Origin of the sequence: Citreicoccus inhibens (assembly GCF_019039035.1) — a bacterium.
GTDB lineage: Bacteria > Myxococcota > Myxococcia > Myxococcales > Myxococcaceae > Citreicoccus > Citreicoccus inhibens.
The window spans coordinates 1-17623 of the sequence record NZ_JAHNZT010000013.1; the positions used below are offsets into that span (position 1 = coordinate 1).

The following is a 17623-nucleotide window of genomic DNA, read 5'->3' on the forward strand; positions in this document are numbered from 1 at the left end:
CGCCGCAGCGCGCGACGGACAAGCCCTTCCTGATGCCGGTGGAAGACGTGTTCTCCATCGCCGGCCGCGGCACGGTGTGCACGGGCCGCGTGGAGCGCGGAATCATCAAGGTCGGCGAGGAAGTGGAGATCGTCGGCATCCGTCCGACGCAGAAGACGGTCATCACGGGCGTGGAGATGTTCCGCAAGCTGCTGGACGAGGGGCGCGCGGGAGACAACATCGGCGCGCTGCTGCGTGGCCTGAAGCGTGAGGACGTGGAGCGCGGCCAGGTGCTGGCCAAGCCCGGGAGCATCACGCCGCACACGAAGTTCAAGGCCCAGATTTACGTGCTGTCGAAGGAGGAGGGTGGCCGTCACACCCCGTTCTTCAAGGGCTACCGTCCGCAGTTCTACTTCCGCACCACGGACGTGACGGGTGCGGTGAAGCTGCCGGACAACGTTGAAATGGTGATGCCGGGCGACAACATCGCGATCGAGGTGGAGTTGATCACCCCGGTGGCGATGGAGAAGGAGCTGCGGTTCGCCGTCCGCGAGGGCGGTCGCACCGTTGGCGCCGGCGTCGTCGCAGAAATCATCGCGTAGTGACCCCCACCCTCCGGCTCTCTGGTGCCTCCAAGCCGGAGGTTTCGGGGAGCCGGTGGAAATCCAGTTGCATACCCCTGGGGGCGGTGATAATCACCGCGCCCCTCCGTTCTGAAGAAACGGCTCTCTGACATCCAGGCGCTGTCGGTCGTACCCCGCCTCCCAAGACAGAGGCTGTTCAAAGAGGTTTTTGCGAATGGCGACACAGAAGATCCGCATCCGGCTGAAGGCGTACGACTCGAAGCTCCTGGACCAGAGCGCTGGGGAGATCGTCGAGACGGCCAAGCGCACGGGCGCCAAGGTGGCCGGTCCGATCCCCCTGCCGACGCGCATCAACAAGTTCACGGTGCTGCGGTCGCCGCACGTGGACAAGAAGAGCCGCGAGCAGTTCGAGATCCGCACCCACAAGCGTCTGCTCGATATCCTCGAGCCTACCCAGCAGACGCTGGACGCGCTCATGAAGCTGGATCTGTCGGCCGGCGTTGACGTCGAGATCAAGTCCTAGGAAGCGGGGCGGCGTCGGAGTGGTTTCACTTCGACCCCCCGAGGAAAGTGCCATGGCGAAGTTTGACGTAGTCGACCTGGATTTGAAGAAGATTTCGGAGATCGAGCTCTCCGACGAGATCTTTGGCGCCGAGCCGAACACCCACCTCTTCTACGAGGTGGCGAAGATGCAGCAGATCAACCGGCGCCGGGGCACGGTCGGGGTGAAGAACACCTCGCTGGTCAGCGGCGGCGGCAAGAAGCCCTGGAAGCAGAAGGGCACCGGCCGCGCTCGTCAGGGCTCCATCCGCGCTTCCCACTGGGTGGGCGGCGGTAAGGCGATGGCCCCCAAGGCCCGTGATTACTTCTACCGGCCGCCGCGCAAGGTTCGGCGGGGCGCGCTCCGCGCGGTCCTGTCCCTGCGGGCCCGGGAGAAGCAGCTCATCATCCTGGATGGCTTCAAGCTGGATGCCCCGAAGTCGAAGCAGGCTTTCGAGGCGCTCACCAAGCGCATGAAGCTCCAGAACGCGCTGGTCATCGATGACCGGGGCAATACCAACCTGCACCGCAGCGTGCGCAACCTGGCGAAGTTCGACGTGCTGCCGCCCGAGGGTCTGAACCTCGAGTCCGTGCTGCGCCACTCGCACCTCGTCCTCACCTCTGCCGCCGCGAAGGCGCTCGAGGGGGCGCTGTCATGAACATCAACGACGTCATCCGGGGCCCGCTCATCACCGAGAAGCTGGACAAGGCCCGCGAGAAGTTTCGGCAGTACTCGTTCATCGTGGACCGCAAGGCCACGAAGCACGACGTGGCTCGGGCTGTGACCGCGCTGTTCAAGGTCACGGTCGAGGGCGTGCGCACCAACATCGTGCGCGGCAAGACGAAGCGGGTCGGCAGGAGCATCGGCCAGCGCCCCAACTTCAAGAAGGCGGTCGTCACCCTCAAGGAGGGGGACAAGATCGAGCTCTTCGAGGGAGGGGCGGTCTGACGCCACTGGCGACGGATCTGCCTGAGACGAGGAACACACCATGGGCATCAAGAAGTACAAGCCGACCAGCGCCGCCCGCCGTCTGATGACGGTGTCCGATTTCGCGGACATCACCAAGGACACGCCCGAGAAGAGCCTGACCGAGCCGTTGAAGCGCTCGGGTGGCCGCAACGTTCACGGGCACATCACCCGCCGCCACCAGGGCGGTGGACACAAGCGCCGCTTCCGCGTCATCGACTTCAAGCGTCGTGACAAGGACGGCGTGCCGGCCAAGGTCGTTGCCATCGAGTACGACCCGAACCGCACCGCCAACATCGCGCTGCTGCACTACGCGGACGGTGAGAAGCGCTACATCCTGGCCCCGGTGGGCCTGAGCGTGGGCGACACCGTGTTCGCCGGTGCGAACGCCGACATCCGACCGGGCAACAGCCTCCCGCTCCAGAACATCCCCGTGGGCACCGTCGTGCACAACGTGGAGCTGAAGCCGGGTCGCGGCGCCCAGATCATCCGCTCGGCCGGCACGTCCGGTCAGCTGATGGCCAAGGAAGACCGCTACGCCCAGGTGCGCATGCCCTCGGGCGCCGTTCGCAAGGTGCTCATCGAGTGCCGCGCCACGGTGGGCCAGGTCGGCAACATCGAGCATGAGATCATCCGCATCGGTAAGGCGGGTAAGAGCCGGTGGTTGGGCATCCGGCCCACCGTCCGCGGTCTGGCGATGAACCCTGTCGATCACCCGCACGGTGGTGGTGAGGGTAAGTCGGGCCAGGGTAACCCGCACCCGGTGTCTCCGTGGGGCAAGAAGACGAAGGGCCTCACCACGCGCACCAACAAGCGCACCGACAAGTTCATCGTGAGCAGCCGCCGCCAGGGCGCGCGCAGCCAGTAAGAGGACTTTGAAACATGGCTCGTTCGATTAAGAAGGGTCCCTTCGTCGACGATCACCTCCTCAAGAAGATTGAGGACATGATCAAGACGAACAAGAAGTCGGTCGTGAAGACCTGGTCTCGGCGCTCCACGATCCTCCCCGAGTTCGTGGGCCACACGTTCGCCGTGCACAACGGGAAGAAGTTCATCCCGGTGTTCGTGACGGAGAACATGGTGGGCCACAAGCTTGGCGAGTTCGCCCCTACGCGCACCTTCGGCGGCCACTCGGCCGAGAAGAAGGTCGCCAAGGCCCCGGGCAAGTAACCCGCTACCAGCCTGAGAGCCTGAGGAGATGACCATGGAGTCGACTGCACATCTGCGCAACGTGCGCATGAGCCCCCGCAAGATTTCCACTGTCGCGGAGCTCATCCGGGGCAAGCCCGTCGAGGCTGCCCTGAGCATCCTGAAGTTCACCAAGCGCGCTGCGGCGCGCCCGGTGGAGAAGCTCATCAAGAGCGCGGTGGCGAACGCCACGGACAAGTCCAAGGGGCAGGTGGACGTGGACACCCTCTACGTCAAGACCATCTCCGTGGACCAGGGCCCCACCCAGCGCCGGTTCATGCCGCGCGCCATGGGTCGCGCCACGCCCATCAAGAAGAAGTCCGCCCACGTCCATGTGGTGCTGGCCGAGGCCAAGAAGTAGGAACCTTTCGGGCCGCGCCCGGACGCTTCAAGGAGATTCACGTTGGGACAGAAAGTTCATCCGATTGGGTTCCGCCTCGGAGTCATCAAGACCTGGGACTCCAAGTGGTTCGAGCACAAGAACTACGCGCAGTGGCTGCATGAAGACATCCGCATCCGCGAGTTCGTGAAGAAGTCGCTGAACCACGCGGGTGTCTCCAAGGTGGAGATCGAGCGCGCGGCCAACAAGGTGAAGGTGAACGTGCACACCGCTCGGCCGGGCATCGTCATCGGCAAGCGGGGCGCGGGCATCGAGACCGTCAAGAAGGACCTTCAGCAGTTCACGAAGAACGAGGTCTTCCTCAACATCGTCGAGGTCCGCAAGGCCGAGACGGACGCGCAGCTCGTGGCCGAGAACATCGCCACTCAGCTCGAGCGTCGCATTGCCTTCCGCCGCGCCATGAAGAAGGCGCTGCAGACGGCGATGAAGTTCGGCGCCAAGGGCATCCGCGTGGCCTGCTCGGGCCGCCTGGGTGGCGCCGAGATGGCGCGCTACGAGTGGTACCGCGAGGGTCGCGTGCCCCTGCACACGCTCCGCGCCGACATCGACTACGGCTTCGCTGAGGCCAAGACGACCTACGGCAAGATTGGCTGCAAGGTCTGGATCTGCAAGGGCGAGGTCCTCCCGGGCAAGGGTGGCCAGGCCCCCATGCCCACCAACCGGTAAGACGCCCTCCGCGGAGTAGGTCGCAAGACCTGCTCCGCTCGTGAGGCACGAAGGACAGCGACGATGCTTCAGCCTGCTCGTACCAAATATCGCAAGATGCAGAAGGGCCGCATGTTCGGCGCGGCTCACCGCGGCAGCGATCTCACCTACGGTGAGTTCGGCCTTGTGACTCTGCAGCCGGGGTGGATCACCTCGCGGCAGATCGAGGCGGCCCGTATCGCCATGACGCGCCACGTGAAGCGTGGTGGCAAGATCTGGATCCGGATCTTCCCGGACAAGCCCATCACCAAGAAGCCGGCCGAGACTCGAATGGGTACCGGTAAGGGCGGCGTGGAGTACTACGTGGCCGTGGTGAAGCCGGGTCGCGTGCTCTACGAGATGGAGGGCATGACGCCGGAGGTCGCGACTGGGGCCTTGAAGCTGGCGCAGGCGAAGCTGCCGGTGCTGACCAAGATCGTGCGCCGCAGCGAGATGGGCCTGTAGTCACGCACCGCGGTAGGCGCCGCTCCGCGAGGAGAGGGCGCCTGACCGCGCCGAGGAGATCAGAAGATGGCGACTGCGAAGGAACTGAAGGAGTTGTCGGCGGAGGACCTGAAGCGGCGCGCGGCAGAGCTGCGTGAAACGCTGTTCCAGGACCAGCTCAAGCGTCGGACCGGCTCGCTGGACAGCCCGGCCGCGCGCACGACGCACCGCCGCGATCTGGCCCGCATCCTCACCGTCCTGGGCGAGAAGGCCCGGGCCGCGAAGGCGGGGTAGTCAAGAAGTGCATCCGTGTGTGCCCGGTCTCCGGGCGCGCGCGGCCATCCGGTCCGTGAGGGGCCGGGTGTATGAGAGACAGTGAGACCCAAGATGGCTGAAGCAACTGCAACGCCCGCTCCCGAGACTTCCTCCCGTGGCCGTCCCAAGACGCGCGTGGGGATCGTCACCTCCAACAAGATGCAGAAGACGGTCGTCGTCACCGTCCAGCGCCGCGCGCCTCACCCGAAGTACGGGAAGATCATGAGCCTGCGCGAGAAGTACAAGGCGCACGTCGAGGACCACGACTACCCGAAGAAGATCACCATCAACGAGGGTGACCGGGTTCGCATCGCCGAGACCAAGCCCGCTTCGAAGGACAAGCGTTGGCGCGTGGTTGAGGTGTTGGAGAAGAGCAAGAACGTCTAGGCCACACCTGGCCGGCGTGTCGTGAGGCGCGCTGGCCGGCTCGAGCAAGAGGAGACTTCAGATGATTCAGATGACGAGCGTGCTCGACGTGGCCGACAACTCGGGCGCCAAGAAGGTGTTCTGCATCAAGGTGCTCGGCGGCTCCAAGCGCAAGTACGCGTCCATTGGCGATGTGATCGTCGTGTCGATCCGCGAGGCGCTTCCCAACTCGAAGGTGAAGAAGGGTGATGTGGCGAAGGCCGTCATCGTTCGCACCAAGCGCGAGGTGGGTCGTGCGGACGGCAGCTACATCAAGTTCGATGGCAACTCCGCGGTCCTCATCAACAAGGACATGGAGCCCATTGGCACGCGTATCTTCGGGCCGGTTGCCCGCGAGCTCCGCGCCCGCAAGTTCATGAAGATCATCTCGCTGGCGCCCGAGGTCCTCTAAGAGGACGCGGCATTACGGCGAGCAGCCAGAGAGACGAGGAAGCCATGCAGAAGCTGAAGGTTGGCGATACGGTCCAGGTCATTTCCGGTTCGGAAGCCACGGAGAAGACCCCGGCCAGCAAGCGCGGCAAGGTGCTGAAGGTGGACCGGGACGCGGGCCGCGTGACGGTGGAAGGCCTGCGCCTGGTGAAGCGGCACATGAAGAAGACGCCGCAGAGCCCCGAGGGTGGCATCATCGAGAAGCCGGGCACCATCGCGCTGTCGAATGTCCAGGTGGTGTGCGCGAAGTGTGACAAGCCGACGCGTGTGGGTATCCGCACCGAGGGCGAGTCCCAGAAGCGGTTCTGCAAGAACTGCGACGCCCTGATTGACTAGGCGTCCGGGTTCGGGCATGTATGCGCGCCCTTTGCCCCACCACCCGGTGGGGCAGGTGGGCGCGCGCGCTTGGCGACCTGAAGACGTGGGGTCGCCAGGTGTTTCCAGGTTCCAATGAAGGACTGATCGGACGCGCTGGGTCCACGACGGCGCTCCGAAGCAGAGGACAGGACGATGGCTGAAGAGAAGAAGGCCGAGAAGAAGGAAAAGAAGGGTCGCAAGAAGGAAGAAGCCAAGAAGGTCGGCTTCGCCGCGAACATCGAGGAAGGCCTCAAGGTCGGCCCGGCGCGGCTCAAGATCCGCTTCCGCAAGGAAGGCGTCCCCGCGCTGATGAAGGAACTGGGGTTCAACAACCCCAACCAGGTTCCGCGGCTGGAGAAGATCGTCGTCAACATGGGTCTGGGCGAGGCACTCGCCAACAACAAGATCCTGGAGTCGGCGGTGGACCAGCTGGCTGCCATCACGGGCCAGAAGCCGGTCGTGACGCGCGCGCGCAAGTCGATCGCGAACTTCAAGCTGCGCCAGGGGCAGGCCATTGGCTGCGCCGTCACGCTGCGCGGCGACCGTATGTACGAGTTCATGGACCGCCTGATCTCCGTCGCGCTGCCGCGCGTTCGCGACTTCAAGGGTGTGTCCCCGAAGGCCTTCGACGGGAAGGGTAACTACACGCTCGGCGTCCGCGAGCAGATCATCTTCCCGGAAATCAACTACGACCAGATCGAGAAGGTGAAGGGGCTCAACATCAGCTTCGTCACCACCGCCGGCAATGACGAGCAGGGGTTGGCGCTGATGCGTCACTTCGGCATGCCGTTCCGCCAGTAGCCCAGGATAAGCGACCATGGCCAAGCTCTCCAAGATTGCCCAGGCGAAGCGCAAGCCGAAGTTCTCCGTGCGCAAGTACAACCGCTGCCCGCTCTGCGGCCGCCCGCGCGCGTTCCTGCGCAAGTTCCAGATGTGCCGTATTTGCCTGCGCCACCGTGCGCTGCGCGGTGAGATCACCGGCGTGACCAAGTCGTCCTGGTAGCCGGAACCTGGAGCTACCTGTCCCACCCGTTCGGTGGGATAGGGGCTCCTGAGCAGCGCTCCTCACGGCGCGCTGCCGTCGTAAGGATTTGGATGGTGCAGTCTTCGCGAACCCCCGGGATGGGCCCGGCAGGCGTGGAGATTGCGAACGCGGTGTCTCCTTGAGTGAGCCCGCTTGGAAGGTTTTCATGCCGGTTAATGATCCCGTCGGCGACATGCTGACCCGCCTGCGCAACGCGTCCCGCGCGCGGCACGACAAGGTCGTCATCCCCCACTCGAAGCTGAAGGTCGAGATCATCAAGGTCCTCAAGGACGAGGGCTACATCGGGGAGTTCGCGATCCACGAGATCGCTCCGCAGAGCGAGATCACCGTCCAGCTGAAGTACGGCCCGGACCGTAGCCCCGCCATCACGGGCATCAAGCGCGTCTCCAAGCCCGGCCTGCGCCGCTATGTGACGGTGCGCGAGATTCCGCAGGTGCTGGGTGGCCTGGGTATCTCCATCCTGTCCACGTCGCGCGGCATCATGGTGGACGGAGAGGCCCGGAAGCAGAAGGTCGGCGGCGAGCTGCTCTGCACGGTCTACTAGCCAGTGGCTTGGGAGCCGCGCTCTGTGAGGAGCGCGCCCCGGGCGACGACAGCACGAGGCAATCATGAGTCGGATTGGAAAACTGGCGATCAAGCTCGGCGACAAGACGAAGGCCGTCGTCGCGGGCGAGCAGGTCAACTTCGAGGGCCCCAAGGGCAAGCTGTCGGTCAAGCTGCCGGCCCACGTGAAGGTGGAAGTGAAGGACGGGCAGGTCACCGTGCAGCGCGAGGATGACTCGCGCACGGCGCGGAGCCTCCACGGTCTGACGCGCACCATCCTGGCGAACGCCGCGAAGGGCGTGTCCGTCGGCTTCGAGCGGCGCCTGGACATCCGCGGCGTTGGTTTCCGCGCCGAGGTCAAGGGCAAGGCGATTCACTTCGCGCTCGGATACTCGCACCCGGTGGTGTTCAACCTGCCGGAGGGCGTCACGGCCGAGGTCGACAAGGCCTCGCGCACCGAGGACAGCCTCCCGACGGTGGGTCTGACGCTGCGGTCCGCTGACAAGGAGGCGCTTGGCGCCACCGCCGTGAACATCCGCTCCCTGCGCCCGCCCGAGCCGTACAAGGGGAAGGGCATCAAGTACGCGGAGGAGCGCATCCGTCGCAAGGAGGGCAAGACCGGTACGACCTAATCGTCGTGTCGTCGTCTGTCCCCAATATCCAACCCCGCTGGGCCGTGAGACCTGGCGGAATCATCCGGCGGCGGAAGGCCGCATCGCCGCCGGAAGGAAAAGGAAGCTGCCATGTCGAAGGTCGATCCGCGCATCAAGAGGAAGAACCGCATCCGCAAGAAGCTCTCGGGTACCACCGAGCGGCCGCGGCTTACTGTCTACAAGAGCCTCAAGCACATCTACGCGCAGGTGGTGGATGACTCCACCGGGCGCACGCTGGCATTCGCCTCGTCGCTGTCCAAGGAGCTGAAGGGCAAGGACGAGGGCGACAAGAAGGCGGACGCCAAGCGCGTGGGCTCGCTCATCGCCGAGAAGTGCAAGGCGGCCAATGTCGAGGCGGTGGTGTTTGACCGCAACGGCTTCCCCTACCATGGGCGCATCGCTGCCGTGGCTGACGCCGCGCGCGAGGCCGGGCTGAAGTTCTAGGTTTTCGAAAGGAATCCCCCAAGTGGCAACTCCGATCAATCCGAACGATCTGGACCTGACCGACCGCGTGGTGAACATCAACCGCGTGGCCAAGGTGGTGAAGGGTGGCCGCCGTTTCTCGTTCGCCGCGCTGGTGGTGGTGGGGGATGGCAACGGTCACGTCGGCGTGGGCCTGGGCAAGGCCAACGAAGTCCCCGAAGCCATTCGCAAGGGCGGCGAGAACGCCAAGAAGAACCTCTTCCGCGTGCCGCGGATGGGGCACACCATCCCGCATGAGGTGCTTGGTCACTTCGGCGCCGGTTGGGTGCTTCTGAAGCCGGCCAGCGAGGGTACGGGCGTTATCGCCGGTGGTGCGGTTCGCGCCGTGCTGGAGGCGGCGGGCATCCGGAACATCCTGACCAAGAGCCAGGGTTCCCGGAATCCCCACAACGTGCTGAAGGCCACGGTTGCGGGTCTGAAGCAGCTGCGCAGCGCCGAGCAGGTCTCTCGGCTCCGCGGTAAGGATGTCGAGCCGCAGAAGCTCGCGGGCGAGGCGAGAGGCTAGTCATGGCGATCAAGGTCAAGTTGACGAAGAGCTTCGCTGGCGCTTCCGAGGACATGCTGGCCACCATCCGTGGCCTGGGTCTGAAGAAGTTCGGCGAGGAGCGACTGCTCAAGGACACCCCGGCGAATCGCGGCATGGTGTTCAAGGTCAAGCACCTGGTCAGCCTGGAGAAGGTCAGCCAGGAGGCCCCGGCGCCCAAGCGCCGCAAGGCGCGGAAGATCGTTGCCCGGGACCGGGCCCGCGCGCGTAACGAGGCGCAGGCGAAGGCCTGAGGAACGAGGATCCAGACAATGAGCACTCTGAACGGTTTGAAGCGGCCCCAGGGGTCGTGGCACCGCAAGAAGCGCGTCGGTCGCGGCCAGGGTAGCGGCCTCGGCAAGACGGCCGGTCGCGGTGGCAAGGGCCAGAAGGCCCGCAGCGGTAACATGCGGTTCGAGGGTTTCGAAGGTGGTCAGAGCCCTCTGCAGCGTCGGCTTCCGAAGTTCGGCTTCAATCCGCCCAACCGCACCACCTACGCGGTGGTGAACCTAGCGGACCTGGAGTCGGCCTTCGCCGCGGGCGCGACGGTGGATGCGGACGCGCTGAAGAAGGCGGGCCTGGTGAAGGGCCGCTACGACGGCATCAAGCTTCTGGCTCAGGGCGACCTGACCAAGAAGGTGTCCGTGACCGTGCACAAGGCCTCCGCGGCAGCGCGCGAGGCGGTGGAGAAGGCTGGCGGCTCGGTCACCGAGCTTCCGCTGATGGCCCACAAGCCTGAAGCGGCCGCGAAGGCTCACGCCGGTAAGGGCGTGAAGGCTCCTCGGCAGCCCCAGGCCTGAGCATGCGAGGCGGGCATCACTCCAGGGTGGTGCACGCCTCCCGCCTTGTGTAGGCTTTCGCGCCCCTTTCCGGAAATGGAGAGGGGCGCTTGTTGTTCCTGGCAGAACCTCTTGAAGAGGATGGCTTCCCCGTGGCTCTGAACGCCTTCGCCAACGTCTTCCGCATCGCGGAGCTCCGCAGCCGGCTCGCGTACACGCTCGCGCTGCTGGCCGTCTATCGCATCGGCATCTTCATCAACACGCCGGGCGTCGACCGCGCTGCGATGAACGCGTTCATGAACGCCCAGAAACAATCGGGCGGTCTGGTTTCGCTGTTCAACCTCTTCTCCGGCGGCGCGCTGGAGCAGATGTCCATCTTCGGTCTGGGCATCATGCCGTACGTCAGCGCCTCCATCATCATCCAGTTGCTCGCCGTGGTGGTGCCGAGCCTGGAACGGATGCAGAAGGAAGGCGCGGCCGGTCGCCAGAAGATCAATCAGTACACGCGCTACGGCTCCATCGTGTTGTCGGTCGTCCAGGGCATCGGCATCTCGCGTTGGCTGGCCTCCCTGGGGCGCTCGGATGCGGGGCAGGGCGGATTCAACCAGGTCGTGGTTCCCAACGACAACGTCTGGTTCACGTTCATGACGGTGGTGAGCCTCACGGCTGGAACCGCCTTCATCATGTGGCTGGGCGAGCGCATCACCGAGCGCGGCATCGGCAACGGCATCTCGCTCATCATCTTTGCCGGTATCGTGGCGCGCATGGTGCCAGGGGCCAAGACGCTGCTCGACCTGACCACCCAGGAGGTCATCAACGCCGCGGCAGTCGTCGGCCTGCTGGCGTTCATGCTCCTCATCATCGGCATCGTGGTCTACGTCGAGCGGGGCATGCGGCGGATTCCCATCCAGTACGCCAAGCGCATGGCGGGCCGCCGGATGTTCGCGGGGCAGGCCACGTACTTCCCGATGAAGGTGAACAGCTCGGGCGTCATCCCGCCCATCTTCGCAGGCGCGGTGCTGTCGTTCCCCGCCACGCTGGGGACGTGGTTCCCGTTCCTCCAGGGCTTCCAGCGGGCCATCGAGTCGAACCTGTGGATCTACAACGGGCTCTTCGTCCTGATGGTCATCTTCTTCTCGTACTTCTACACGGCGCTGACGTTCCGCCCGGACGACGTTGCGGACAACATCAAGAAGCAGGGCGGGTACATTCCTGGCATCCGTCCGGGCCGCCAGACGGCGGAGTTCATCGAGCGCGTGCTGAACCGCCTGACGTTCGGCGGCGCGGTGTACCTGGCGCTGATCTGTGTGATTCCGTCGGTCATCAGCAGCCTGCTGGGGGTGCGTTTCACCTTCGGCGGCACGGCCCTCCTCATCGTGGTGGGCGTGGCGCTGGACACGGTGCAGCAGATCGAGGGTCACCTCATCAGCCGCAACTACGAAGGCTTCGCCGGTCCTCGCGGTCCGAAGATCCGCGGCCGGGTGCGCGTGGCGGCCTGATAGAGTGCAGATGCGTTCCGGGCGCCTCTCCCCGTGGTGGGGAGGGGCGCCTCGTCGTTCAGGGATAGACTTTGCTGACCATGGGGGGCGTTCGAGGCTTTGGTCGCCACGAACTTCCATGCCTTCCTTCGGACGAGCTTCGCAGTTGAGAGGAGCGACATGAACCTGATCCTGTTGGGACCGCCGAACGCGGGGAAGGGTACCCAGGCGAAGAAGCTCTACGCGGACTTCCACATCCCGCAGATCTCCACCGGGGACATCCTCCGCAAGGCGGTCAAGGACGGGACCGAGCTCGGGAAGGTGGCCGGGCCGCTGATGGCGTCCGGGCAGTACGTGCCGGATGAGGTCGTCATTGGAATCGTCGAGGAGCGCCTGAAGGAGCCAGATGTCGCCCAGGGCTTTGTCCTGGATGGCTTTCCGCGGACGCCGGGCCAGGCCGATGCCCTGGACCGGATGTTGGCGCGCTTGGGCAAGAAGCTGGATGCGGTCATCTCGCTCGAGGTGCCGCACGCGAAGCTCATTGAGCGTGGCTCGGGGCGGCGGGTGTGCCCGAACGACGGCTCCGTCTACCACGTGACGCAGAGCCCTCCGACGCGGGCGGGGTACTGCGACAAGTGCGGAGCCGCGCTCGTTCAGCGCCCGGATGACATGCCAGAGGTCGTGGAGAAGCGGCTCCAGAAGTACGACACAGAGACCGCGCCATTGAAGCACTTCTATGCGGGCAAGGGCCTGCTGAAGACTGTGGACGGCGTGGGTTCTCCCGAAGGAATCTACGAAGAGATCAAGGCCGCGGCCCGGAAGCCCTGAGGGGTGAGCGGAATGGGGCTGTGGTTCCTTCCCGCTTCGTTCCCGAGCCCCGTGGCCCGTCTGTGAGGTTCTGGACCAATGGCCGCTCACGCACGGGAGGTTGCTGGGTTCTCCCAACCGTGGACGTCCTGGTTCTGATCCAGAGGTTCGGCGTGGAATAGGGCAGCGGCTGAGCCTTGCGTACGAGGGCTCGCCCGGCTTGGTGAGCTGAGGAAGGACGGAGGATGGTGCCGGGGGGCGGGAGGTTTCTCACCTGCTTCGGGCACACTCTCCGGAGGTGACAATCAGGGACTGGATGGCCTCACCCGACGCGGTCGAAGTCGCTCTGACTCGGGGTGAAATAGGGGGCAAGGGGGCGGTGTTGGGAGGAATCCGGTTTTTCTACGCGCGGTGCTTGCTACTTACGGACCAAGGTGCTATCCCGCCGCGCTTCCAGAGGTTCGTGGTCCGAAGAGGGTGTGACGCTTGCCGAAGGATGATTCCATCGAAGTCGAGGGGACCGTAATGGAGCCCCTGCCGAATGCGATGTTCCGAGTGGTGCTGGACAACGGCCACAAGGTGCTCGCGCACATCTCGGGCAAGATGCGGATGCACTTCATCCGGATCCTCCCGGGTGACAAGGTGAAGGTCGAGTTGTCTCCGTACGACCTGACGCGCGGGCGGATCACGTACCGGGCGAAGTAGTCGGAGTCACACGCTCTCTGGAGCGCGGTGGCTTCTCTGGGCTTTTCTCTGCTGAAGGAAGGAAGTTCGCTCCCATGAAGGTTCGGGCGTCCGTCAAGAAGATCTGCGACAAGTGCAAGGTTGTCCGCCGCAAGGGTATTGTGCGTGTCATCTGCGCCTCCAACCCGCGGCACAAGCAGCGCCAGGGCTAGCGGCCAGTCAGGCCTCTGCCTCAGACCAACTCCAATCAAGTAAGGAAGACCGAAGATGGCTCGTATCGCCGGCATCGACCTGCCGCCCAACAAGCGTGCGGTGATCTCGCTCCAGTACATCTACGGGATCGGCAACACGACCGCGCACAAGATCATTGAGGCGGCGGGCATCGATCTCGCCACCCGGACCAAGGACCTCACCGAGGACCAGACTCGCAAGATCCGCGAGCTGATCGAGGCGAACTACAAGGTCGAGGGTGACCTCCGGCGTGAGGTGACCATGAACATCAAGCGGCTGATGGACCTGGGCTGCTACCGGGGCCTGCGTCACCGCAAGGGCCTGCCCGTTCGTGGCCAGCGGACCCACACCAACGCGCGCACCCGCAAGGGTCCGAAGCGTGGCATCGTTCGCGCGAAGCCGGCCGCTCCGGCTCGGTAACCCGCTTGCGCCTGGACCCGTGAGGGCCAGGCGTCGATCACCTACTCCCAGGAGCAGCAATTCACATGGCTGACGAGACCAATACCGCCGCGGCGCCGGCGGGTGCCGAGGGCGATGCCCCTGCGGCGAAGAAGGCCAAGCGCAAGGGCAAGAAGAGCATTCTGAACGGCGTGGTCCACATCCAGTCCACGTTCAACAACACCATCATCACGATCACGGACGTGTCCGGAAACGTGATCTCCTGGTCGTCGGCCGGGGCGCGTGGCTTCAAGGGAAGCCGCAAGTCCACCCCGTTCGCGGCGCAGGTGGCCGCTGGCGATGCCGCGGCGAAGGCGATGGAGCACGGCCTGAAGAACGTGTCCGTGTTCGTGAAGGGCCCGGGCGCGGGCCGTGAGTCGGCGCTGCGTGCGCTGGCCGCCGCCGGTCTGAAGATCAACCTCATCCGCGACGTGACGCCCATTCCGCACAACGGGTGCCGCCAGCCCAAGCGCCGCCGCGTCTAAAACCCGTTCGGGCCGTCCTCGCGCCAGGCGGGGCGGTTCCAGACCACCTCAAGGAGAGTTTCAGTGGCTCGTTACACCGCCAGCGCCTGCCGCATTTGCCGGCGCGAGAACCTGAAGATGTATCTCAAGGGCGATCGCTGCTACACGGACAAGTGTGCCATCGAGCGCCGCCCGTATCCTCCTGGCCAGCACGGCCAGGGTCGCGTGAAGTTCTCTGGCTACGGCGTGCAGCTGCGCGAGAAGCAGAAGGTCAAGCGCATGTACGGCCTGCTGGAGAACCAGTTCCGCGGCTACTACCACCGCGCGTCTGCCGCCAAGGGCAAGACGGGTGAGAACCTCCTGCAGCAGCTGGAGCTCCGCCTGGACAACGTGGTGTTCCGCATGGGCTTCGCGGACACCCGCAACGAGGCGCGTCAGCTGGTCCGTCACGGCCACTTCCAGGTGAACGGTCGCCGGGTGAACATCCCGTCGTTCTCCGTGAAGCCGGGCAGCGCGGTCGAGGTGGTGGAGAAGAGCCGCAAGGTGCTGCGCATCTCCGAGGCGCTGGAGACCGTGGACCGCCGTGGCGTTCCCCAGTGGATCGAGCTGGACAAGAAGTCCTTCAAGGGCACGGTCAAGACGGTCCCGAACCGCGAGGACCTGACCATGCCCATCCAGGAGCAGCTCATCGTCGAGTTGTACTCGAAGTAATCTCGCGCCGGACCCCGTTCACCGGGATCAGGCCGCAGTGGACGCCCTGGCCGACGAGGCCGGGGCGTCGTGCTTTGTCGCCCTGGGCTTTCTTGAAGCGCCCGGTGGTGAACGTTACGCAGTACCCCCGCGTGCCCATCCTCCCGCCGCTTCGGTGGGGATGTCGGTGGTGGCGCACGTCTCGAGGAGCCGTACACCATGGCAGATACGTTCGTTGCGAAGAACTGGCGTGACCTCATCAAGCCGCGCCGGATGGAAGTGGATCAGGACTCCCTGAGCCCGACCTACGGCAAGTTCGTGGCGGAGCCGCTGGAGCGTGGATTCGGCACGACGATGGGCAACTCGCTGCGGCGGGTGCTGCTGTCGTCGCTGCAGGGCGCGGCGATCACCTCGGTGAAGATCGAGGGTGTGGACCACGAGTTCACCACCATCCCCGAGGTGGTGGAGGATGTCACGGACGTGGTGCTGAACCTGAAGGAGGTCCTCCTTCGGATGCACACCAACGAGACCAAGACGCTGCGCATCGAGGTGGAGGGGCCCAAGGAGGTCAAGGCGGGCGACCTCATCACGGACCAGGACGTCGAGGTCCTCAACCCGGGTCACCACATCTGCACGGTGTCCGAGGGCGGCAAGGTGCGCATGGAGCTGACGTGCCGCCGGGGCCGTGGCTATACGGCGGCGGCCGCGAACAAGGTGGCGGGCGCGCCCATCGGGACCATCCCCATCGACTCGCTGTTCTCCCCGATCCGCAAGGTGAACTACCAGGTCACCAACGCGCGCGTCGGTCAGGTCACTGACTACGACAAGCTCTCGCTCGAGGTCTGGACCGACGGCTCCGTGTCCCCCCAGGACGCGGTGGCCTACGCGGCGAAGATCATCAAGGAGCAGCTGACCGTTTTCGTGAACTTCGACGAGACCGAGGAGCCGGTCATCGCCGAGGCCCCGAAGGAAGAGGCCAAGCTCAACGAGAACCTGTTCCGCTCGGTGGACGAGCTGGAGCTGTCGGTTCGCTCGGCCAACTGCCTGCAGCAGGCCAACATCAAGACCATTGGTGACCTGGTTCAGCGCACCGAGGCCGAGATGCTGAAGACGAAGAACTTCGGCCGCAAGTCGCTGAAGGAGATCAAGGAGATCCTGGCGGAGATGGGCCTGTCTCTTGGCATGAAGCTGGAGAACTGGCCGCCGAAGAACCCGCCGGCTCCCGCGCAGCCCAAGGTCTAGTCCTCCCGGATTGGACCTCGCCGCACCTGCGCTCGCGCCCCGACACGGTTCATGGTGGCGCGAGGGCAGGGGGCCCTGCTAGGACGGGCCCGTTGCCCACGGTGGACCTGTGTGTCGGGTCCGCCTTTCCCACCCGGTACCTGATACGGCCGGGGTGGTGGGGCCCGCGAGGGTCCCGGAGCGTGTCATGCGTCACAAGGTTGGACAGAGGAAGCTGCACCGCACCACGAGCCACCGGCTCGCGATGTTGAACAACATGGTCACCTCGCTGCTCGAGCACCAGGCGATCCGCACCACGCTTCCCAAGGCCAAGGAGGCCCGGAAGATGGCGGAGCGCATTATCACCCTGGGCAAGCGCGGTGGTCTGGCGAACGTGCGGCTCGCCGCTCGCATCGTGAAGGACCGCGATGTGCTGCAGAAGGTGTTCAGCGAGTACAAGGATCGCTACGCCAACCGTCCGGGCGGCTACACCCGCATCATCCGGCTCGGCTTCCGCCGGGGCGACGCGGCGGAAATGGCGCTGCTGGAGCTGGTGGACCGTCCCGCGAAGGCGCCCGTGCAGGGCACCGACGAGGACAAGTCCGAGGCGACTGCGTCCGAGGGATAAGCGGTTCTAGCCCCCTGGGCTGCCGAGGGCGCCTTCCTTTCCGGGAGGGCGCCCTTCGTGCTTTCAGCGCTTGGGCTCCAGCAGGCGTCTCCACTCTTCCTGCAGGTCCTTGGTGAGGTCGGCGCTGTCTCGGGCGCTGCGCATCTGGAGCGACTGGAAGCGGAGGCCCACGGGGGCCGCGGTGCCGTTGGCCCCAAGGAGCTGCTTGGGGGTGATGGTGACGAACTCGCCAGCCTTCACCTCGGCCACGGCCGCGCGGTACTCGCCATTGACGATGATGGTGACGTCCTGCCAGGGCGTCTTGCTCTCGTTCCAGATGGTGATGGAGGGGCGGTCCAGCTTGTCGCCCAGGACGATGCGCGCATCCATGTCGCCCGTCTGGAGCGAGCGGCCAGGGCAGGCGATGGCGAGGCTGACGCAGGAGATGGCGATCCATCCCGCGACGATGCCCACCTTGTACTTGAAGAAGCGATCGCGCTGACTGAAGTCCGCGACCATCTCCTTGAGGATGGCGAGGCCGTTGAGGAAGACGTTGGAGGCCTCGGACGCGACGCGCTTGCCGAGGGCCGCGTCGCCCTTCTGGTTCTGCGGTGCGGTCCGTGCGGCGGACATCACCCGCATCCCTTGGGGATTCGTCGGCGTG

General features: G+C 65.2%; 31 protein-coding genes. 30 read left to right on the forward strand and 1 reads right to left on the reverse strand.

Features of this window, described 5'->3' with window-relative positions; all coding sequences use genetic code 11:
• The 30 genes from KRR26_RS17150 to rplQ all read left to right on the forward strand — a co-directional run.
• Positions 1–581, forward strand: a 581-nt coding sequence (locus KRR26_RS17150; RefSeq protein WP_268905851.1) for an EF-Tu C-terminal domain-related protein, incomplete at its 5' end; no start/stop codon positions are given.
• Between the two features lie 196 nt (positions 582–777).
• On the forward strand, positions 778–1086 hold the full coding sequence (gene rpsJ / locus KRR26_RS17155) for a 30S ribosomal protein S10 (protein WP_002633608.1): 309 nt from the start codon (positions 778–780) through the stop codon (positions 1084–1086).
• 52 nt (positions 1087–1138) lie between these two features.
• Positions 1139–1762: a 50S ribosomal protein L4 gene (gene rplD, locus KRR26_RS17160; protein WP_120210015.1), complete on the forward strand. Its 624-nt coding sequence runs from the start codon at positions 1139–1141 to the stop codon at positions 1760–1762.
• Positions 1759–2052, forward strand: coding sequence for a 50S ribosomal protein L23 (locus tag KRR26_RS17165; RefSeq protein ID WP_120210014.1), 294 nt, complete (start codon positions 1759–1761; stop codon positions 2050–2052). Before rplD ends, KRR26_RS17165 begins: the two co-directional genes overlap by 4 nt.
• A 40-nt stretch (positions 2053–2092) precedes the next feature.
• On the forward strand, positions 2093–2938 hold the full coding sequence (gene rplB / locus KRR26_RS17170; RefSeq protein ID WP_120210013.1) for a 50S ribosomal protein L2: 846 nt from the start codon (positions 2093–2095) through the stop codon (positions 2936–2938).
• Between the two features lie 14 nt (positions 2939–2952).
• The gene (gene rpsS, locus KRR26_RS17175; RefSeq protein WP_120210012.1) at positions 2953–3240 is read left to right on the forward strand and encodes a 30S ribosomal protein S19; all 288 of its coding nucleotides are present in this window, start codon (positions 2953–2955) and stop codon (positions 3238–3240) included.
• A 34-nt stretch (positions 3241–3274) separates the two neighbouring features.
• On the forward strand, positions 3275–3619 hold the full coding sequence (gene rplV, locus KRR26_RS17180; RefSeq protein ID WP_120210011.1) for a 50S ribosomal protein L22: 345 nt from the start codon (positions 3275–3277) through the stop codon (positions 3617–3619).
• Positions 3620–3661: 42 nt separating this feature from the next.
• Positions 3662–4324 (forward strand): 30S ribosomal protein S3, encoded by a 663-nt coding sequence (rpsC, locus tag KRR26_RS17185; protein ID WP_120210010.1) that lies wholly within the window; start codon positions 3662–3664, stop codon positions 4322–4324.
• 63 nt (positions 4325–4387) lie between these two features.
• Entirely contained in the window at positions 4388–4807 is a 420-nt protein-coding gene (rplP, locus tag KRR26_RS17190; RefSeq protein ID WP_120210009.1) for a 50S ribosomal protein L16, read from the forward strand.
• A gap of 66 nt (positions 4808–4873) precedes the next feature.
• A complete protein-coding gene (gene rpmC / locus KRR26_RS17195) occupies positions 4874–5080 on the forward strand; it encodes a 50S ribosomal protein L29 (RefSeq protein ID WP_120210008.1) in 207 nt (68 codons plus the stop codon).
• Between the two features lie 81 nt (positions 5081–5161).
• Positions 5162–5488 carry a 30S ribosomal protein S17 gene (gene rpsQ, locus KRR26_RS17200; RefSeq protein ID WP_199723932.1) on the forward strand — a complete coding sequence of 109 codons (327 nt, stop codon included), beginning with the start codon at positions 5162–5164 and terminating at the stop codon, positions 5486–5488.
• Between the two features lie 61 nt (positions 5489–5549).
• A complete protein-coding gene (gene rplN / locus KRR26_RS17205; RefSeq protein WP_120210006.1) occupies positions 5550–5918 on the forward strand; it encodes a 50S ribosomal protein L14 in 369 nt (122 codons plus the stop codon).
• 44 nt (positions 5919–5962) lie between these two features.
• On the forward strand, positions 5963–6292 hold the full coding sequence (gene rplX, locus KRR26_RS17210; protein WP_120210005.1) for a 50S ribosomal protein L24: 330 nt from the start codon (positions 5963–5965) through the stop codon (positions 6290–6292).
• Between the two features lie 174 nt (positions 6293–6466).
• Complete coding sequence (gene rplE, locus KRR26_RS17215; RefSeq protein WP_120210004.1) at positions 6467–7114, forward strand: 50S ribosomal protein L5; 648 nt, start codon at positions 6467–6469, stop codon at positions 7112–7114.
• 16 nt (positions 7115–7130) lie between these two features.
• Positions 7131–7316: a type Z 30S ribosomal protein S14 gene (locus tag KRR26_RS17220; RefSeq protein WP_120210003.1), complete on the forward strand. Its 186-nt coding sequence runs from the start codon at positions 7131–7133 to the stop codon at positions 7314–7316.
• A 187-nt stretch (positions 7317–7503) separates the two neighbouring features.
• On the forward strand, positions 7504–7902 hold the full coding sequence (rpsH, locus tag KRR26_RS17225) for a 30S ribosomal protein S8 (protein WP_120210002.1): 399 nt from the start codon (positions 7504–7506) through the stop codon (positions 7900–7902).
• Positions 7903–7966: 64 nt separating this feature from the next.
• Positions 7967–8533: a 50S ribosomal protein L6 gene (gene rplF, locus KRR26_RS17230; protein ID WP_120210001.1), complete on the forward strand. Its 567-nt coding sequence runs from the start codon at positions 7967–7969 to the stop codon at positions 8531–8533.
• Between the two features lie 111 nt (positions 8534–8644).
• Positions 8645–8998 carry a 50S ribosomal protein L18 gene (rplR, locus tag KRR26_RS17235; protein ID WP_120210000.1) on the forward strand — a complete coding sequence of 118 codons (354 nt, stop codon included), beginning with the start codon at positions 8645–8647 and terminating at the stop codon, positions 8996–8998.
• Between the two features lie 22 nt (positions 8999–9020).
• A complete protein-coding gene (rpsE, locus tag KRR26_RS17240) occupies positions 9021–9542 on the forward strand; it encodes a 30S ribosomal protein S5 (protein WP_120209999.1) in 522 nt (173 codons plus the stop codon).
• A gap of 2 nt (positions 9543–9544) precedes the next feature.
• Complete coding sequence (gene rpmD / locus KRR26_RS17245) at positions 9545–9814, forward strand: 50S ribosomal protein L30 (RefSeq protein ID WP_120209998.1); 270 nt, start codon at positions 9545–9547, stop codon at positions 9812–9814.
• 18 nt (positions 9815–9832) lie between these two features.
• On the forward strand, positions 9833–10360 hold the full coding sequence (gene rplO / locus KRR26_RS17250; RefSeq protein ID WP_120209997.1) for a 50S ribosomal protein L15: 528 nt from the start codon (positions 9833–9835) through the stop codon (positions 10358–10360).
• Between the two features lie 131 nt (positions 10361–10491).
• The gene (secY, locus tag KRR26_RS17255) at positions 10492–11838 is read left to right on the forward strand and encodes a preprotein translocase subunit SecY (protein WP_120210028.1); all 1347 of its coding nucleotides are present in this window, start codon (positions 10492–10494) and stop codon (positions 11836–11838) included.
• Between the two features lie 159 nt (positions 11839–11997).
• Positions 11998–12645: an adenylate kinase gene (locus tag KRR26_RS17260; RefSeq protein WP_217080337.1), complete on the forward strand. Its 648-nt coding sequence runs from the start codon at positions 11998–12000 to the stop codon at positions 12643–12645.
• A 465-nt stretch (positions 12646–13110) separates the two neighbouring features.
• The gene (gene infA, locus KRR26_RS17265; RefSeq protein WP_002614803.1) at positions 13111–13329 is read left to right on the forward strand and encodes a translation initiation factor IF-1; all 219 of its coding nucleotides are present in this window, start codon (positions 13111–13113) and stop codon (positions 13327–13329) included.
• Positions 13330–13403: 74 nt separating this feature from the next.
• Positions 13404–13520 carry a 50S ribosomal protein L36 gene (gene rpmJ, locus KRR26_RS17270; RefSeq protein ID WP_002633586.1) on the forward strand — a complete coding sequence of 39 codons (117 nt, stop codon included), beginning with the start codon at positions 13404–13406 and terminating at the stop codon, positions 13518–13520.
• A gap of 55 nt (positions 13521–13575) precedes the next feature.
• Complete coding sequence (gene rpsM / locus KRR26_RS17275) at positions 13576–13959, forward strand: 30S ribosomal protein S13 (protein ID WP_120209995.1); 384 nt, start codon at positions 13576–13578, stop codon at positions 13957–13959.
• Between the two features lie 65 nt (positions 13960–14024).
• Positions 14025–14462, forward strand: a complete 438-nt coding sequence (rpsK, locus tag KRR26_RS17280) for a 30S ribosomal protein S11 (RefSeq protein ID WP_120209994.1) — start codon at positions 14025–14027, stop codon at positions 14460–14462.
• A gap of 63 nt (positions 14463–14525) precedes the next feature.
• Positions 14526–15152: a 30S ribosomal protein S4 gene (gene rpsD, locus KRR26_RS17285; protein WP_120209993.1), complete on the forward strand. Its 627-nt coding sequence runs from the start codon at positions 14526–14528 to the stop codon at positions 15150–15152.
• 198 nt (positions 15153–15350) lie between these two features.
• On the forward strand, positions 15351–16373 hold the full coding sequence (locus KRR26_RS17290; RefSeq protein WP_120209992.1) for a DNA-directed RNA polymerase subunit alpha: 1023 nt from the start codon (positions 15351–15353) through the stop codon (positions 16371–16373).
• A 187-nt stretch (positions 16374–16560) separates the two neighbouring features.
• A complete protein-coding gene (rplQ, locus tag KRR26_RS17295) occupies positions 16561–16980 on the forward strand; it encodes a 50S ribosomal protein L17 (RefSeq protein ID WP_120209991.1) in 420 nt (139 codons plus the stop codon).
• A gap of 63 nt (positions 16981–17043) precedes the next feature.
• Here the strand turns inward: rplQ and KRR26_RS17300 are convergent, their stop codons facing one another.
• Positions 17044–17592, reverse strand: a complete 549-nt coding sequence (locus tag KRR26_RS17300; RefSeq protein WP_236068719.1) for a hypothetical protein — start codon at positions 17590–17592, stop codon at positions 17044–17046.
• Between the last annotated feature and the right edge of the window lie 31 nt (positions 17593–17623).

Coding starts and splice junctions, on each gene's coding strand:
- rplQ (WP_120209991.1), top strand. CDS start 16,561: ATGCGTCACAAGGTTGGACAGAGGAAGCTGCACCGCACCACGAGCCAC.
- rpmJ (WP_002633586.1), top strand. CDS start 13,404: ATGAAGGTTCGGGCGTCCGTCAAGAAGATCTGCGACAAGTGCAAGGTT.
- rpsM (WP_120209995.1), top strand. CDS start 13,576: ATGGCTCGTATCGCCGGCATCGACCTGCCGCCCAACAAGCGTGCGGTG.
- rplO (WP_120209997.1), top strand. CDS start 9,833: ATGAGCACTCTGAACGGTTTGAAGCGGCCCCAGGGGTCGTGGCACCGC.
- KRR26_RS17300 (WP_236068719.1), bottom strand. CDS start 17,592: ATGTCCGCCGCACGGACCGCACCGCAGAACCAGAAGGGCGACGCGGCC.
- KRR26_RS17165 (WP_120210014.1), top strand. CDS start 1,759: ATGAACATCAACGACGTCATCCGGGGCCCGCTCATCACCGAGAAGCTG.
- rplB (WP_120210013.1), top strand. CDS start 2,093: ATGGGCATCAAGAAGTACAAGCCGACCAGCGCCGCCCGCCGTCTGATG.
- rpsJ (WP_002633608.1), top strand. CDS start 778: ATGGCGACACAGAAGATCCGCATCCGGCTGAAGGCGTACGACTCGAAG.
- rplV (WP_120210011.1), top strand. CDS start 3,275: ATGGAGTCGACTGCACATCTGCGCAACGTGCGCATGAGCCCCCGCAAG.
- rplX (WP_120210005.1), top strand. CDS start 5,963: ATGCAGAAGCTGAAGGTTGGCGATACGGTCCAGGTCATTTCCGGTTCG.
- rpmC (WP_120210008.1), top strand. CDS start 4,874: ATGGCGACTGCGAAGGAACTGAAGGAGTTGTCGGCGGAGGACCTGAAG.
- rplR (WP_120210000.1), top strand. CDS start 8,645: ATGTCGAAGGTCGATCCGCGCATCAAGAGGAAGAACCGCATCCGCAAG.
- KRR26_RS17260 (WP_217080337.1), top strand. CDS start 11,998: ATGAACCTGATCCTGTTGGGACCGCCGAACGCGGGGAAGGGTACCCAG.
- rpmD (WP_120209998.1), top strand. CDS start 9,545: ATGGCGATCAAGGTCAAGTTGACGAAGAGCTTCGCTGGCGCTTCCGAG.
- rpsH (WP_120210002.1), top strand. CDS start 7,504: ATGCCGGTTAATGATCCCGTCGGCGACATGCTGACCCGCCTGCGCAAC.
- KRR26_RS17290 (WP_120209992.1), top strand. CDS start 15,351: ATGGCAGATACGTTCGTTGCGAAGAACTGGCGTGACCTCATCAAGCCG.
- rplD (WP_120210015.1), top strand. CDS start 1,139: ATGGCGAAGTTTGACGTAGTCGACCTGGATTTGAAGAAGATTTCGGAG.
- rpsS (WP_120210012.1), top strand. CDS start 2,953: ATGGCTCGTTCGATTAAGAAGGGTCCCTTCGTCGACGATCACCTCCTC.
- rplN (WP_120210006.1), top strand. CDS start 5,550: ATGATTCAGATGACGAGCGTGCTCGACGTGGCCGACAACTCGGGCGCC.
- rpsK (WP_120209994.1), top strand. CDS start 14,025: ATGGCTGACGAGACCAATACCGCCGCGGCGCCGGCGGGTGCCGAGGGC.
- rplE (WP_120210004.1), top strand. CDS start 6,467: ATGGCTGAAGAGAAGAAGGCCGAGAAGAAGGAAAAGAAGGGTCGCAAG.
- rplF (WP_120210001.1), top strand. CDS start 7,967: ATGAGTCGGATTGGAAAACTGGCGATCAAGCTCGGCGACAAGACGAAG.
- KRR26_RS17220 (WP_120210003.1), top strand. CDS start 7,131: ATGGCCAAGCTCTCCAAGATTGCCCAGGCGAAGCGCAAGCCGAAGTTC.
- rplP (WP_120210009.1), top strand. CDS start 4,388: ATGCTTCAGCCTGCTCGTACCAAATATCGCAAGATGCAGAAGGGCCGC.